The 15,729-nt window shown below is 69.7% G+C and carries 12 protein-coding genes; 5 read left to right on the plus strand and 7 right to left on the minus strand.

The window, feature by feature from the left end; genetic code table 11:
* Positions 1 to 50: 50 nt before the first annotated feature.
* Positions 51 to 971 (minus strand): SMP-30/gluconolactonase/LRE family protein, encoded by a 921-nt coding sequence (locus tag ACTJI8_RS05525; RefSeq protein ID WP_440732378.1) that lies wholly within the window; start codon positions 969 to 971, stop codon positions 51 to 53.
* Between the two features lie 133 nt (positions 972 to 1,104).
* Between ACTJI8_RS05525 and ACTJI8_RS05530 the strand changes: the two genes are divergently transcribed.
* Both ACTJI8_RS05530 and ACTJI8_RS05535 read left to right on the plus strand, forming a co-directional pair.
* Positions 1,105 to 1,998, plus strand: a complete 894-nt coding sequence (locus tag ACTJI8_RS05530; RefSeq protein WP_440732457.1) for a dihydrodipicolinate synthase family protein — start codon at positions 1,105 to 1,107, stop codon at positions 1,996 to 1,998.
* A complete protein-coding gene (locus ACTJI8_RS05535) occupies positions 1,995 to 2,711 on the plus strand; it encodes an SDR family NAD(P)-dependent oxidoreductase (protein ID WP_440732379.1) in 717 nt (238 codons plus the stop codon). Before ACTJI8_RS05530 ends, ACTJI8_RS05535 begins: the two co-directional genes overlap by 4 nt.
* A 66-nt stretch (positions 2,712 to 2,777) precedes the next feature.
* Here the strand turns inward: ACTJI8_RS05535 and ACTJI8_RS05540 are convergent, their stop codons facing one another.
* The 3 genes from ACTJI8_RS05540 to ACTJI8_RS05550 are packed head-to-tail and all read right to left on the minus strand — an operon-like array spanning position 2,778 to position 5,934.
* A complete protein-coding gene (locus ACTJI8_RS05540) occupies positions 2,778 to 4,085 on the minus strand; it encodes an ABC transporter substrate-binding protein (protein WP_440732380.1) in 1,308 nt (435 codons plus the stop codon).
* A gap of 56 nt (positions 4,086 to 4,141) precedes the next feature.
* Complete coding sequence (locus ACTJI8_RS05545; RefSeq protein ID WP_440732381.1) at positions 4,142 to 5,002, minus strand: carbohydrate ABC transporter permease; 861 nt, start codon at positions 5,000 to 5,002, stop codon at positions 4,142 to 4,144.
* The gene (locus ACTJI8_RS05550) at positions 4,999 to 5,934 is read right to left on the minus strand and encodes a carbohydrate ABC transporter permease (protein WP_440732382.1); all 936 of its coding nucleotides are present in this window, start codon (positions 5,932 to 5,934) and stop codon (positions 4,999 to 5,001) included. The genes ACTJI8_RS05545 and ACTJI8_RS05550 overlap by 4 nt, the downstream gene beginning before the upstream one ends.
* 215 nt (positions 5,935 to 6,149) lie before the next feature.
* On the opposite strand from ACTJI8_RS05550, the gene ACTJI8_RS05555 reads away from it, so the two are divergent.
* Both ACTJI8_RS05555 and ACTJI8_RS05560 read left to right on the plus strand, forming a co-directional pair.
* Positions 6,150 to 6,953, plus strand: coding sequence for an IclR family transcriptional regulator (locus ACTJI8_RS05555; protein ID WP_375903730.1), 804 nt, complete (start codon positions 6,150 to 6,152; stop codon positions 6,951 to 6,953).
* A gap of 93 nt (positions 6,954 to 7,046) precedes the next feature.
* Complete coding sequence (locus ACTJI8_RS05560; RefSeq protein WP_440732383.1) at positions 7,047 to 8,207, plus strand: mandelate racemase/muconate lactonizing enzyme family protein; 1,161 nt, start codon at positions 7,047 to 7,049, stop codon at positions 8,205 to 8,207.
* Between the two features lie 58 nt (positions 8,208 to 8,265).
* Here ACTJI8_RS05560 and ACTJI8_RS05565 read toward each other — a convergent pair whose 3' ends face one another.
* Complete coding sequence (locus ACTJI8_RS05565) at positions 8,266 to 12,276, minus strand: golvesin C-terminal-like domain-containing protein (protein WP_440732384.1); 4,011 nt, start codon at positions 12,274 to 12,276, stop codon at positions 8,266 to 8,268.
* Between the two features lie 113 nt (positions 12,277 to 12,389).
* Between ACTJI8_RS05565 and ACTJI8_RS05570 the strand changes: the two genes are divergently transcribed.
* Positions 12,390 to 13,379, plus strand: coding sequence for an acetylxylan esterase (locus ACTJI8_RS05570; protein WP_440732385.1), 990 nt, complete (start codon positions 12,390 to 12,392; stop codon positions 13,377 to 13,379).
* Here the strand turns inward: ACTJI8_RS05570 and ACTJI8_RS05575 are convergent.
* Positions 13,366 to 14,067, minus strand: coding sequence for an ABC transporter ATP-binding protein (locus ACTJI8_RS05575; RefSeq protein ID WP_440732386.1), 702 nt, complete (start codon positions 14,065 to 14,067; stop codon positions 13,366 to 13,368). The two genes, ACTJI8_RS05570 and ACTJI8_RS05575, sit on opposite strands and share 14 nt — an antisense overlap.
* Positions 14,068 to 14,098: 31 nt before the next feature.
* Positions 14,099 to 15,631, minus strand: a complete 1,533-nt coding sequence (locus ACTJI8_RS05580) for an ABC transporter permease (RefSeq protein ID WP_440732387.1) — start codon at positions 15,629 to 15,631, stop codon at positions 14,099 to 14,101.
* Positions 15,632 to 15,729: the final 98 nt, after the last annotated feature.

Below are 15,729 nucleotides of genomic sequence, written 5' to 3' on the forward strand. Positions count from 1 at the left end.
GATGAGCCGGCTCGCGCCGAGCCGCTCCTGCAGGCGCGCGTTGTCCACGATCACGAGCCGTTCCTCCCGGCCGTCGCGTCTGAGCGACCTCCGAGGGGGATCGCTCCGCCCCACGGCCGCGCAGGCGCACCGCCGACCTCGACCTGCACGCCCAGGATCGCGCCGTCCGCCGGGGAGGGGCTCTGCAGTCCGATGCTCGCCGTCGTGATCACCAGCAGGTCGTCGACGAGGGCGACCGCGGTCGGCCTCGTCGCGGGGAGCGCGATGGCCTCGTCGAGCGTCCCGTCGGGCGAGTAGCGGCGCACCTCTCCCGCATCCCACACCGCGACCCAGAGCATCCCCTCCCTGTCGATCGCCATGCCGTCGGGGTTCCCTCCTTCGACGGCGCACACCGTGCGGCGGTGCGACAACCGGCCGTCGGGGGCCACGTCGAAGGCCTCGATGCTGCGGTGCGGAAGCGTGTCGATGTAGTACATCGTGGATCCGGTGTCGTCGAAGACGAGGCCGTTGGACACCGTGACTCCGCCGAGGCGTTCGACCGCGATCCCGCGCCCGTCGATGCACCACAGCGCGCTGTGCGGATCCCGCGGCATCGACTGGCTCCCCACCCAGAAACGCCCGGACGGATCGCAGGCGCCATCGTTCATGTAGTCGCCCGGCACGGCGAGGTCCGAGACGACGGGAACGATGCCGCCCTCATCCCCCACGTGCACCACGCCACGCTCGGCGGCGACGATCCACCCCGCGCCCGCCTCGACGAGGGGCGCCGGCGCGCCGATCTTCGCCCCGACGGCGAGGGATTCCGCCGGCACCAGCCTCGAGCCGTCCCAGCGCCCCCGGTGGAAGCGTCCCGTCGCCATGTCGATCCAGGCCAGACCACCGTCCCGGCCGTCCCAGCGCGGTGACTCGGCCTGAACGTATCGTTCGTCGGAGATGATCTCGACGGCTCGCGAGCGGGGTGAACGCGACATCTTTGCTCTTCTTCCCTGGTAGGCGACAACCGTTATGTGGCAGACTATCTCACAATATGCATAGCTCTTGCGCGAAATGCGAACCGATGATGAAGCGGGGAACCGGCCGATGACTCCTACCCTCCATGGCTTGATGCCGATCCTGGCGACGCCATTCGACGAGACGGGCGCGCTCGACCGCGCCGGCCTTCGGCGTCTGGTCGAATTCGAACTCGCCTCCGGCGTCGACGGCGTGGCCGTGTTCGGGATGGCGAGCGAGGGCTTCGCGCTGACGGCGGACGAACGGCGCGCGATCCTCGACGACGTCGTCTCGGTCGTCTCCGGACGCGTTCCCGTCATCGCCGGAGTCAACGGCACCTCGACGGCGACCTCGATCGAGCAGGCCCTCCTCGCCGAGGAGGGCGGCGCCGACGCGCTCATGGTGCTTCCGCCGTTCATGGTGAAGCCGGCGGCGGGCACGCTCGTCGACTTCTACGGCGATGTCGCGGGATCCACCTCCCTCTCCATCATGGTGCAGGACGCCCCCGGCGTCACCGGCGTGACGATGACGCCGGGGCTCATCGCCGAGCTCGCCCGTCTCGATCGCGTCGACTCCGTCAAGGTCGAGGCGCCGCCGACCGCGCCCAAGGTCGGAGCCGTCATCGACGCGCTCGGCGGGGCGGACTTCGCCGTGCTCGGCGGCCAGAACGCCCAGTTCTGCCTGGAGGAGTACGCGCGCGGCGCCGTCGGCACGATGCCGGCCTGCGAGTTCCCCGACCTGCTCGGACCGGTGCTGGCCGACTTCGTCGCGGGGCGCGTCGAAGAGGCGCGCGCGGGCTTCCGTCGTATGCTCCCTCTCGTGCTGATCGGACTGCAGGGCGGCATCGCATGGGCGGTGCACAAGGAGGTCCTCGTCGCGCGCGGCATCATCGAGCACGCCACCGTGCGCTACCCGGCGGCCCGCCTCGACGCCGGCAGCCGCGCCGCGGTGCACCTCGTCCTCGCGGAGCTCGCCCTTCCTCCCCTGCCGACCGCGGTGCGCGTGTGAGCAGTCGTGTGCTGCTGATCGGCGGCGGATCCGACATCGGCATCGCCATCGCGCGCGCGTTCGCGGAGCGCGGCGACGCTGTCGTCGGCGTGGGGCTGGAGCCGACCGTCGATCCGGCCTTCGCGAGTTTCCTCGTCGCCGACTGCAGCCGCCCGGAAGGCGCGGAAAGGGCTGTCTCCGACGCGGCGGCCGCTCTCGGCGGCATCGACGTCGTCGTTCTCGCGGCGGCGCGGATGCCGATCGGCCGCGCCGACGCGACGAGCGACGAGGACTGGCGCGGGGCGCTCGGGGCGACCCTCGACTCGGCGTTCTTCGTCGCCCGCGCGGCGCTGCCGCTGCTCGCGCCCGGCTCATCGATCGTGGCGGTCACCTCGGTCAACGCCACGCTCGCAGCGCCCTCCCTGCCCGCGTACGCCGCGGCCAAGTCCGGTGTCGAGGCGCTCATGCGTCAGCTCGCACTGGACTACGGCCCGCGCGGGATCCGCGTCAACTCGGTGCAGCCCGGGAGCATCTCCGCCGCCGACACCGGCGAGACCGAAGGCTATCCGCTGGGCAGGATCGGACGCCCGGAGGAGGTCGCGTCCGTCGTCACCTTCCTCGCATCGGAGGGGGCGTCCTTCATCACCGGCGCCACCATCCCGGTCGACGGGGGGCTCTCGATGTCCTCCCCGGCCTCGTGGCTGAAGCCGGCGCTGCGCGACCGCTGGCTCTGACAACCGTTCCATTCGCATACGAATGCCGCGCCGGAGGATCTCCGGCGCGGCATTCGTATGCGTGACTCAGGAGTTGGAGTCGAGCAGCCCCTGCACTTCCTTCTTCAGGGCGTTGAGACCGGCCTGGACGTCCACCTGGCCGGCGAGGATGGTCGCGACACCGCCGCCGATCGCGGCGTCGATCTGCGCGGTCACGGCGACCCGGTCCCAGGCAGCAGCCCGGGCGTGCTCCGACACCTGGGTGCGGAAGGTCCCCTGGAACTTGTCGGCGGCGAGGGCGGGGATCTTGTCGGCGACGCTCTTGGCAGCCGGCGCCACGGCGGAGCGCTCGTACAGCGCCGTCGCCGCCGCGACATCGGTCGCCGCATATTTGATGAACTCTCGGCTGGTGACCTCTCCCTCGCCGGCCGTCGCGAACAGGCCGCTGCCCCAGGCGCGGTTGTAGGACTTCTTGCCGTCGACGGTAGGGCGGGAGATCGCGCTGACGTTGTCGAGGATGTTCTGCGCCGCGCCGTTCTTCTTCAGGAAGGTCGGTACGAGCGGCGCATCGTCGTAGAGCGCCGCCCGCCCGCTCGCGAACAGGATCCGGGCGTCGCTGCGGGCGACGTTGGTCTGCGTGAGCCCCGCATCCATGAGGGACTTGTACCAGGTGATGGCCTTGACGCTCGCCGCATCGCCGATCGTGCACTTCAGATCATCCGTGACGACCTCGCTCCCGAAGCCCCACATCCAGTGCACGGCGTCCTTCAGGTCGGGGTTCTTCGTCACGGCCGCGTACGGGATCAGCGAGGAGTCCTGGGCCTTGATCTTCTCGAGCGCCGTCGCGAACTGCTCGACGGTCATGCCGGACTTGATGCCGACGCTCTTGGCGATCTCGCCGTTCGTGGCGATGCCGATGCCCGAAGCAGTCAGCGGCAGCACGAGCAGCTTGCCGTCCTTGGTGTAGGAGTCGAGGACGCCCTGGGGGATCCCGAGGCCCTTGGCCAGCTCCGTCAGATCGGCGAGCAGGTCCATCGGCGTGAGCACCTGCCATCCGCCCGACTGGCCGACGCCGAGCAGCTTGCCGGAGCGGCCGGTGAGCGCGAGCTGGGTGGCGGCCTGGTCGTACGGGTAGATCACCGGCGCGACGGTCACTCCTGCGTCCTTGGAGAACCCGTCGATGATCCCCTGCCAGGCCGGCTTGAGCGCTTCCTCGCCGAGCGAGTTGCCGTAGAAGTTGATGGTCTTGGCCTTGGTCGCGGCATTCGCCGTGGCGCCGGGCGGCGTCGCGGCCGGAGTCGCGCAGCCGGCGAGCGCGAGGACGCCGAAAGCGGCCAGGGCGGTGCCGCCGCCGAGGAAGGCGCGACGACTCAACTGCGAGTTCGGGATGTTCATGGGCACAGCTCCTTCAGAGACAGATCGGGAATCAGGGTGTTTCGGGGGACAAGCGGCTAGCCCTTCACCGCTCCGGCGGCCAGGCCGGAGACGAAGTAGCGCTGGAGGACGACGAAGATGATGACGAGCGGAAGCGAGGTGATCAGGGAGGCCGCCATGAGCGCCGGCCAATCCGCTGTGCCCTCGTGGATGAACGCCTGCGTGAGGCCGGCCGGGAGCGTCTGCTTGTCGGGACCTGCGAGCGTGAGCGCGAAGAGGAGGTCGCTCCACCCGCGCATGAAGGCGAACATCGCGGCGGTGATGAGCCCCGGCACGACGAGCGGGAAGACGATCCGGAACACGGTGGCGGTTCGGGAGAGCCCATCGACCTTCGCGGCCTCGAGGATGTCGTCCGGAAGGCCGTCCATGATCCCCTTGAGCAGGAAGACCGTGAGCGGCAGCGTGAAGGTCGTGAACGAGAGGATCAGGGCCGCATACGTGTACAGCAGGCCCGCGGAGCTCAGCATCAGATACAGCGAGATGAGCAGCAGCGCACCGGGGATCAACTGACCGATGAGGAACATGAACATGATCGCGTTGCGTCCGCGATAGCGGAACTTCGAGAGCGAGTAGGCCATCAGCCCGCCGACGAGCACGGCCAGCAGCGCGGTGCCGCTGGACACGATGACGCTGTTGCCGAGGTTCTTCAGGAGCGCGTCGTTCTGGAAGAAGCCGATGAAGTTCTCGATCGTCGGATCCACCGGGAAGAACGGACGGTTCTGGGCGAACACATCCTCCTTCTTCGTGAACGCCGTCGCCGTGAGCCAGTACACCGGCAGCAGGCCGAACAGGGCGAGCACGATGAGGCCCAGACGCCCGGGGACGGACAGACGGGGGCGGATGATCCCCTCGCCGACGTCGCGGTTGCGGCGCATCATTTCTCCAGTCGTCGGTTGAGGAGCAGATATCCGCTCGAGATGATCGCGAGCAGGACGAGCCAGAGCGCACCCATCGCGGAGGCCTTGCCGAGCTCGTAGCTGCCGAAGGCGAGGTGGTAGAGGCTCACGGCCAGAGTCGTCGTCGAGTTGCCCGGCCCTCCGCCGGTCATGACGAAGATCGTGTCGAAGTTGCCGAAGTTGTAGATGAACTCGAGCACCGCGACGAGCGTGACAGGGCCGGCGATGTGCGGCAGCGAGATGTACCGGAAGCGCTGCGCCCGGGTCGCGCCGTCGATCGTCGCGGCCTCGATCTGCTCGCTGGGCAGGGTCTGCAGCACAGCGAGCGCGACCACCATGATCCAGGGGAAGGAGTGCCAGGTCTTCGCGATGATCACGGCGGTCATCGCTCCGACGGGATTCCCGAGCATGCTGATCTCGGGCAGACCGAGGAGCGTCAGGACGTGATTCACGACGCCGTAGCTGTCATTGAAGATCCATGCCCAGAGGAACGACACGACCACGCCGGGCAGCAGCCACGGCAGCATCAGCGCGCCGCGCAGGACGGTGCGGCCGCGCATCCGGGAGTTCAGCAGCATCGCCAACGCGACGCCGAGGAACAGGGGGAAGACCGTGGACAACGAGGCGAACACGAGCGTCGTACCGAGTCTCGCCACGAACTCGTCCCAGATCAGCGCATAGTTGTCGAAGCCGACGAACGTGCGCTCCGGACGCAGCAGGGACTGGTCGTAGAGGCTGGTGCCGATGCTCGAGACGAGCGGGAAGATCGCGATCACGAGGAACAGCAGGACCGCAGGAAGTGCGATCATGAAACCGAAGGTGCGGTCCTTCGCGCCCAGCGTGGAGCGGCGTCCCGAGCGCGGCGGTGGGACCTGCTCGCGGATCTCTGGCCGCTCGAGGGTGGCTTGTGGCATGGCATTCACTTTCCGGGTGGGGTGGACCCTGCGGTCCCCTGCACGTCGTCGTCGCAGTCGTCGACGATGACGTGCAGTCAGTCAACCACAATGCGGATGTGAAATCCATAAAATGCATAAGACACCCACATTTGCCTTGCCTGGGGTCAACAGTCTCATTAGGATGACTGGCAACGGCTCCGCAGATGCGGTGGCCGCTGGGAGGAGAAGTCGCAATGGCATCGGAATCGGTGGGGGGCACCCAGACCGTGGAACGGGCGATGTCCTTGCTCGCCTGCTTCACGGAGGAGTCGGGTGAGCTGCGGGTCTCCGAGCTCTGCACGCTGACCGGGCTCGGGCAGTCCACCGTCTCCCGCATGATGTCTGCGCTCGACCGGATGAAGTTCGTCGTCCAGGACGGCCGGACCGGCCTGTACCGACTCGGGCCGGCGGCGGTCGCCCTCGGCACGATCGCGCTCAACGGCTCGCCGATCTTCCGCGCGTCGCGGCAGATCGCGCAGAACCTGGCCCGCCGGATCGAGATCGGCGTGAACGTCGCCGAGCTCAGCGGCTTCACCTTCACCTACCTCTGCAACTTCGAGGGCGCGCTCGCCCCGAAGTCGTTCGCGATGGCAGGACGCACGGGGCCCCTGCACGCCACCGGCCTCGGCAAGGCCCTGCTCTCGGGCATGACGTCCGAGAAGGTCGACGAGTACTTCGAGCACTCCCCTCAGCGCTTCACCCCGCACACGATCGTCGACCGCGACGCCATGCAGGTCGCGCTCGAGGAGAGCCGCAGCCGTGGATACGCGACCGAGATCGAGGAGCTCGCCTTCGGACGCGCCTGCATCGCCGCGCCGATCCACAACAGGGCGGGCGAGATCGTCGCCGCGCTGTCGGCGAGCGGCCCCCTCTCCGTGCTCGACCTGCACGCCCCGCACCAGGAACTCGCGCTGCAGCTCATCGAGGCGGCGGACGAGATCTCGGTCGCGCTCGGATACAGCCCTTCCCGCTCCGCGAGCGCCTTCGCGGCACTCTGACCCGCCGCCGCGATCCGATCGCGGCGCCCTGAAGCTCATCGCCGCGGCAGACGCCGTCGGCCTCTTCCCCCACGACTGTCTTCGGAGACCCTTGTGAAGATCACGCGCGTCCAGACGTTCCCCCTCTTCCTGTCGAGGGAGGATGCAGACGACTCCTATGCAGGCGACACGGGCGTCGCCCATCGCGGCTACGTCATCCGGCCGCCGTGGCGGAGCCTGTACTCCCCCGGCTACGAGACGCTCCTCGTCAAGATCGAGACCGACGAGGGGCTCGTCGGATGGGGCGAAGCCCTCGCCCCCGTCGCCCCCGAGGTGGTCGCCGCCGTGGTCGATCACCTTCTCGCCCCGCTCATCCTCGGCGAGGATCCGCGATCCGTGCGGACTCTCTGGCACAGGATGACCGAGTCCATGCGCGAGCGGGGGCATCTCACCGGACACCAGGCGGACGCCATGGCCGCCGTCGACATCGCGCTCTGGGATCTCTGGGGACACGCGACGGGCCTCTCCGTCTCCGAACTCGCGGGCGGCCGCTTCGCCGAGATCCTGCCGACCTACGTCTCCGGGATCCGCGGAAACGACGACGCCGAGCGCGTCGACAAGGCGACGGCCTTCGTCGAGGCCGGCGTGCGGCGGATCAAGCTGCATCTCGGCACCGACATCCGCACCGACCTCGCCACCTATGACGCCATCCGCGCGGTGCACCCGGATCTCGATCTCGCGCTCGACGCGCACTGGACCTACCGTCTCGGCGAGGCGAAGGCCCTGGGACGCGAACTCGACGACCGCAGGGCCTGGTTCTTCGAGGCGCCCCTGGCGCCGGAGGACGTCGAAGGCCACCGCGATCTCGCGGCGTCACTCGCCACACCGATCGCCATCGGCGAGGCGATGCGCAGCCGTTTCGAGTTCACCGACTGGCTCGCCCGCAGGGCTGTCGGGCTGACGCAGCCCGACATCGGCCGCACGGGGATCACCGAGGGGCTCGCGATCGCCGCGGTCGCCGACGCCTTCCACGCACAGGTCGCACCTCACCATTCCGCCGCCTTCGGCCTCGCCATGGCCGCGGGGGTGCACGTCGCGGCGAGCGCGACCTCGCTGCTCGCCTTCGAGTACCAGCCGTTCACGCTCCCGGTCGCCAACCTCATCCTGACCACTCCGCTCGAGGTGCGAACGGATGGAGGCTTCATCGTCCCCACCGGCCCCGGACTCGGCGTCACGGTGGACGAGGCGGTCGTCGCGCAGTTCGTCCGGCGCTGACCGCACAGCACCCGGAACAGGGGTGGACCGGAGCCGCGCTCCGGTCCACCCCTTTCCGTCAATCCCCGACCCGCACGAACTGCGCGGCGCTGACCCGGTGGATGCTCGTGTTGCGGACCTCCAGCCGCACGACGCCGGGAGCGCCGGCGTCGTAGCGGAAGGTGCCCAGCGCGCGCCACGCGGCCGCGCCCTGGGTCTGGTCCACGATCACCTCGCTGCTGCCGCCCTGGTGCTCGACGACGTAGGCCGCTGACGTGGTGGTGGTCGGATTCGTCGGGTACCAGACCGAGACGCGGTAGAGACCCGGCTGAGGAAGCTCCGCCTTCCAGGTCACCGTGCTGCCGACGGAGCCGGAGTCGCTGTACCGCGTGCGCGTCCCGTTCCAGCCGGAGAGACCGCTCGGATACCACTGCCCGGTCTCGAGGTATCCGGGCCAGGGAGACTGCGTGTGCACGATCACGCCTTCGTCGGCCATTCGCACCAGGACGCCGCGGCGCAGGCTCTGATCCAGCCTCGCCTCGAACCGGGTGCTCGATCCCGGAGCGATGCCCGCCCCTGCCGTCACAGTCCAGGTGTGCGTCAGGTCCGAGCGCGGCGGCACGACGACGGCCGCATCCCGCTGATCGATGGTCCAGCCGGTCGCACCGTAGAGGGCGAGCGTGCCCTGGAGCGGCGTCACGCCGGTGTTGATCACCAGGGCGGTCAGCTTCACTGTCGCACCGGGACCGCTGGCGACCTCGGTGTCCGATGCGAGGGAGACCAGGCGACGTCGATCGATCACCTCGATCGACGCGGGCCTCAGCGTGACAGGCGTCGCCCCCGGCACCGACAGGGATCCGGCCACCTGGACCTCCCCGAGCGCGGCGGACGCCGCGATCACGACCGCGGACTCCACCCGGACCGTCGTGTGCGCGGGAGCCGCGATGGCGGGCACCGTGCCGTCGAGCTGCCACCCGCTCGGCAGGGTCAGCCCGACGCTGCCGGCGATCGGCTGCGCCGTCCCGTTGCGCACCTCGACGGTCAGCGGGACCCTGTCCCCTGCCGTGCCCGTGGCCTGGGCGACCACGTCTCCCGACACCTCCGTGCCGGCGCCGGCGAGTCGGGCGGGCAGGCGCAGCGTGACCTCGGCCGTGGTCGCGCCGCCGGCCGAGACCGTATAGGCGAACGTCTTCGTCGGGTCGTCCACCGGGATCGTCCATTCGTAGGGATACCCCTTGGCGGGCGCCTGCTGCGCGGCCTGTCCGCCGATCCGATAGGAGAGCGTCGCCTGCTGCTCCGTGTCGATCTGCACATACGCGTCGTACCCCTGCCCGCCCGGCCGCACCAGCAGCATCCCGCGGACGAGTCCGTAGTCGGTCGCCGGATCGGAGTCGACCTCGCGGAAGCTGTCCGGGCCGTGGTCGACGATGTCGTCGAACGGCAGCTCCGGCCGCTGAACCACGACGTTGCGGACGACCAGGGCGAGCAGCCCGTGCCCGGGGACGGTGACCGTGACGCGCGCGTCGACCGCCGCCTGGGAGGAGCGGCTGCCGTCCGCGGCGACCACCTCGACCGCGGGCGCGGCGGTGCGGGGCAGTCCGGTCAGATCTCCGGCGAGGTCGACGACGACCTGCTGGGCGTCGGACGCCGAGTTCGTGAGGCTGATGTAGAGCGCGCCGTTGCCCACCCCGGCGATCCAGTTGACCAGCGGGTTGTCCAGCACGATCAGGCCCGCCGGGAAGTAGGGCCAGACCCCACCCTCGCCGAAGAACGAGCCGGGCGCGTGACCGTATGCGAAGAACTTGAAGTAGGCGAAGTCCGCCTCGAAGACGTGCGGGAACTCGATGCTGCCGGAGCTCCGGTAGAAACTCTCGCTGATCAGGTAGTCCATGGCGAGACCCAGCTGCGCGGGCGCGTGATGGAAGTAGTACCCGGTGATCCCGACGGGACCGCTCGTGGCGAAGTCCGGCTTCATCTGCGCGACCTGGAACTGCCGGCCATAGTAGCCGGGATAGGTCGTGAATCTGCCGATCACCATGTTGTGCGCGACGTCGGCCAGCAGCGCGTCGCCGGTGTGATGGGCGAGGCGCAGCAGCGCTCCTGCCCAGCAGGGGTTGAAGACGTATCCGCCGCCGGGATCGGTCACGGCGCTCACCCCGAGCTTGAACGACGAGAGCGCCTCGAAGGTGAGGCCGGACGGCGAGACGTACCAGGCCGGAACCGTCTCTGTCGCCACGCCCGTGACCGGGTACGGCGGCAACGATGAGCGGGTCTCCCAGTCGTACTGCTGCGTGATCACGTGACCCTCGGGAACCGTGACGGTCTGGTCCGGCACGGGCCGCACGGCGGTCTGCGTGATGAACCGCTGCACCTCCCGGTGCGCTCCCTCCAGGAAGACCGCCTCCCCTGTGACCTCGAACAGCTCGAGCAGGTCGACCCAGTACTTGGAGAAGCTGTAGGCGAAGCCGCCGGGCGGCTGGCCGTTGCCACGGTAGGGCGTGAGGATCTGCTCCTGCACGTAGCGGCGACCGATCAGGGTCGCCTCCGCCAGATACGCGGGATCCCCTGTGGCCCGGTAGGTGGCCAGCGGCACGGAGAAGGGCGCACGGCTCTGCCCGACGACGCCCGACTTCGTGGCCTGCACGGCGAGCCGCTGGATCCCCGCGTTGCGGCCGTGGGTGAGCTGGTACAGGGCTGTCAGATTCACCGCGTCCGTGGGAACGCGGCCGAGACGGTACTGCGTGGTGTCGTTGTAGACGGGACTGCCGATCACCGGCGAGTGCCCGATCCCCTTGCGCGACACCTGATACTCGATCAGCGGCCGGGCGCGGCGATCGTACAGCGTGCCGCCTGTCGTGCCGGTGAGGTAGTGCGCCGAGAGGACCACGCCGCTCGCCGCCGTCCGGACCGCATCCTCGTTCTCGACGTCGACGAACCCCTTGGCTCGGTTCCACCACCCCGAGAACGAGGGGATGTAGTCCACGGCGTCGTCGCCCGCCGGCTCGACCGCGATCAGATCGGCCATGGCGTGCACGGCATCGGTCAGGGAGCGATCGTAGACGTTGCTCCGATACGCCGTCAGCCCGTATTCGCCGCGGCACAGCGCGGTGTATGCGTCGTACAAAGCGCCCGCCTGGGCAGCCAGGCCGAATGCGAAGCCGCGCTCCTCCCCTGCCGCCATCGCCGTGCGGAGGCCGGGTTGTGGCGAGTACATGCAGGGAACGAGGTCGAGACTGTCGTTGCGCAGGCTCATGCCGTACGGCTGGCGGTCCGACATGAGCTGCCGCTCGTGCACGAACTCCGCGACCTCGGCCGGCAGGTAGACGCCGGATGTGACGGGCGTGCCACCCACGGCGTACTGCGTGAGCGCCATCGGGGCGAACAGCTCCCACGCCCCGAGCGGGGCCGAGCCGTCGAGGACGGACAGCGCGTGCTGGTACGACCCGCACAGCACCTCGTCGATATCGTCGAGCGACCGGGCATCCTGGCTCTGGTAGCCGACGAGGTAGTCCCCGGCGTTCTTCGCCGTCAGCACGTGGTGGGCTTCCGGATTGTCGCCCTCCAGGCGCCAGCGCACCACGAGCTCGATGTCGTCGGTGCCGGTGCGCAGCTCGATCGCCTGCGGGCCGAGGATCTGGAAGGAGGTGAATCCCAGCCAGCTCGGCGCCAGCGGGCCGTAGAGCTCCGGCGCGCTGCCGGACGGCGGCGCGCCCTTCAGCACCACCCACTGCTCGTCGAACCGGTGGGCGGGATCCGTCACGGCGAGCCATCCGCCCTCGTGCACGATCTCGAGATCGCGGACGATCGTCGCCCCTCCGTCCCACGTCGCCTGGAAGAAGGTCATCCGGTGGTTCGTCCCGACCAGCTGCGCGACCTGGGTCACCGCCAGGTTCGGCTTGTCGAGCCGCCGCAGGGCGTCGGCGTAGGCGCCGATCGCCGTGGGGAGCTCGGTGGCCGCGGCCGATCCTCCGGCGGTCTGTGCGCCGAGGACCGGCGGGAGGACGCCCGCGATCACCAGCATGCGCAGCACGGATCGACGGCTCCACTGCAGGGAGCCATCATCGTCTCTCGCGTTCTTCCTTGCAATCATGATGCATATATTGCAATTCGTATGCGAAGATGTCAATGGATCGTCCTGTATGCGCCTGAACGCTGTCTGCGCGGCAGGATCGAGGAGGAGTGGAACCGGTGAGGAGTCAGTCGTTGCCCGACGCAATACCCGAGGAACTGACCGAGTACTCACTCGGAGCGCTGCTCGTACCTCCGCCGGATCTACCGGAGCCGGACGACTTCGACCGCTTCTGGCAGTCGACCTTCGAGGAGTTCGGCACCGGCACGGTCGGATGGCGGACCACTCGTGTGCGGGAGGCCACGCCGACCCATCGCGTGACACAGATCCGCTTCCAATCCTCGGCCGGCGAGCCGGCCACCGCGTTCGTCATGGTCCCGCACGCGACGACCGGCATCCGGCGCGGGCTCGTGGTCGGACACGGCTACGGCGGACGCTCGGCACCCGATATCGAGCGCGTGCCCGCGGACACGGCCGCGATCTTCCCCTGCGCGCCGGGGACCAACGCGGATGCACCCAGCCGCTTCCCGGCGCTCCCCGCGGAGCACGTGCTCGCGGGCATCGCCGATCGAGACACCTACTCACTCCGCTTCGCCGCCGCGGATATCTGGCGTGCGGCGAGCGTGCTGCTGGACATCGCCGCCCCGGCTGCGGACGCTCTCGACTTCAGTGGCAGCAGCTTCGGCGGCGGGATCGGCGCGATGGCGCTTCCTTGGGACGCGCGCTTCCGCCGTGCAGCACTGGACGTCCCCAGCTTCGGCGCGCACGCGATCCGACTCACCCGGCGCTGCACCGGGAGCGGTGAGGCCGTCCGGACGCATCTCCGCACGCACCCCGATGTACGTTCCACGCTCGATTATCACGACGCGGCGACCGCGGCCCGCCGCATTCGCATTCCCGTGCACGTCGGCGCCGCCCTGCTCGACCCGGCCGTCGATCCACGGGGACAGTTCGCGGTCTACCATGCACTCGCCGGGCCGCGGCGGCTGACGGTGCGGGCCAACGGCCACATCGACGGCCCGGAAGGCCGGCTCGCCGATGCCCTGGCGCTGCAGGCGGCGATCGACTTCCTGGCGCTGCCCGCCGACCAGCTGCAGGCTCCGGTGGGTGTCACACCTCGGTGAGGCGGCCGTTCTTGAGTCGCAGGCGGCGGTGCGCGCGCTTCGCCACCGCCGAGTCGTGCGTGACCACGATGAGAGTGAGCCCCTCGGCGCAGAGCGCCTCGAGGAGCACGAGGATCTCGTCCCGCATCTCCTCGTCGAGGTTGCCGGTGGGCTCGTCGGCGAGCAGCACACGCGGCTTCTTCACGATCGCTCTGGCGATCGCCACGCGCTGCTGCTGACCACCGCTCAGCTCGCCGGGCAGATGATCGCCGCGGTCAGCCAGGCCCACGTGCGCGAGCGCCTCATCCACGCGAGCACGACGTTCCTCAGCCGGGATCTTGAGCGGCACGAGCGCCATCGCGACGTTCTCCCGCGCCGTGAGCGTGGGGATCAGGTTGAACCCTTGGAACACGAACCCGATCTCCTCGGCGCGCAGCCTGCCGAGCTCGCGATTCGACGCGGTGGACAGTTCTGTGCCGCCCAGCACCAGCGACCCGCCGGAGGGGCGGTCCAGTGCGCCGAGCAGCTGCAGCAGCGTGGACTTCCCTCCGCCGGTCGGGCCCTGGATGGTCACGAATTCGCCCGCCCTGATCTCGGCGGTCGCGCCGGTCAGCGCCGCGACCGTGCGTCCCTTCGTCCGGTAGGTGCGGGTGACGTCGATCAGGCGGTACAGCGCCTGCGGCTCGATCTCGATCTCAGTGATGCTCATGATGTCGTCTCTCCTGTTCGGGTTGCTGATGTCACGCGGCGGATCGGAGCGCTTCGGCCGGGCTCAGCCTCGCGGCCCGCCATCCGCCGATCGCACCGGCGACGAGGCCGCCGAGGATCGCCAGGCCGACAGCCGCGACGAGGATCCCCACGCTGAGGGGCGCATGCAGCACGACCGCCTGCGCGGCCTGGCCGAGCCCGCGGAAACCCTCGCCTCCTCCCGCACCGGGGAAACCTCCGCTCCCCGCGCCGGCTGCGGCCTGCCCGCCCCTGGCTGCCCCATCGCCACGCGCGAACCCGGCGGCCGACGCACCGGAGATCGTGGGCTGTACGAGGTTCACGACGAGGATCCCGACCAGACCGAGCACGAGTCCGGCTGCCCCTCCGATGAGGCCCTGGACCAGCGACTCCCCGGCGACCTGGCGCACGATCCGTCCGTTCGACCACCCGATCGCCTTGAGCGTGCCGAACTCCCGCGTGCGGCGCGTGACGCCGGAGAGCGTGAACAGCACCGCGAGCAGCACGGCGACTGCGAGCACGATGAGGGACAGCCAGGTGCCGAGGCCCTCGATCATGCCGGCGGCGCTGGCGAGGGAACCGGAGACGGTGGAGGCGAGATCCGCCTGCGAGCTCACTGTCGCGGTCGGGAGGGCCTTGGCGAGTGCAGTCTGCACGGCGGCGATGTCGGACGCGGAGGCCGCCTTGACGTAGACCGTGGACACCACGTCGCCGGTGCCGGCGATCTTCTGGGCGGTGTCCAGCGGCAGGTAGACGTTCGCCGCGGTATCGGCGGAATCGGACGACGAGGCCACGATCCCGACGATCTTCACCGTGGATCCGCCGACGTCGATCGTGCCGCCGACACTCAGGCTCTTCGAGGTGGCGTAGGTGCTGTCCACCACGGCGACCAGCTGCCCCGCGTCGGCGCCATCGAGCGCGCGCCCCGACGAGACCTTCACCGATGAGAGCGGCCCCACCGACGTGCCCGCGGCCGGGTCGACGCCCAGGACCGTGAAGGAGTTGAGGCCGAAGTTGCCGCCGCCGAATCGCGGCCGCTCGCCGGTGCCCCCCTCGCCCGTCTGACCGGTGCCGTTCTGCCCGGTGTCGGTCTGACCGGTGCCGGTTCCGTCCTGAGCCCTCTGCTGGGCGATCTGCCCGTCGAACGTGAGGTTGGTCAGGCTGAGCGCTCCCGTAGCCGCCGCGACACCGGCTGTGCCCGAGATCGTCTTCACTCCGGCCGCGTCGATCGTGCCGCGCGCCGGAGAAGCGCGCAGCACCGAGGTCTTCAGCGTGGTGCTGCCATCGCTCGCCGCGGCTCCGCCACCCGCCCCGAAGTCGAAGCGCTGCCCGGTGTCGCTGCCGCGCTCAGCAGGCGCGCCGGTGACCGTGAGATCGGTGCCCACCCCGTAGACCCGCGCAAGCGCCTGCGTCTGCGCGTCGCGCACGCCGGCCGCCAGCGCGTTGACGACGATGACCAGGGCGATCGCGATCGCGAGCCCCGCCGCGACGATCATCGTCTGCTTCTTCCGCCCGGCCAGTTCCCGGCGCAGATACGTCCCGTACATGCTTCTCCTTCGGTCACGCTCGTGCTGGTGACGCTAGGAGCCGGGTCTGGGGCGGATTGATGGCGCGGCTATGCGCGCGCTAAGCACGCCGCGGGCGC

Origin of the sequence: Microbacterium sp. 22303 (assembly GCF_052045265.1) — a bacterium.
Classification (GTDB): Bacteria; Actinomycetota; Actinomycetes; order Actinomycetales; family Microbacteriaceae; genus Microbacterium.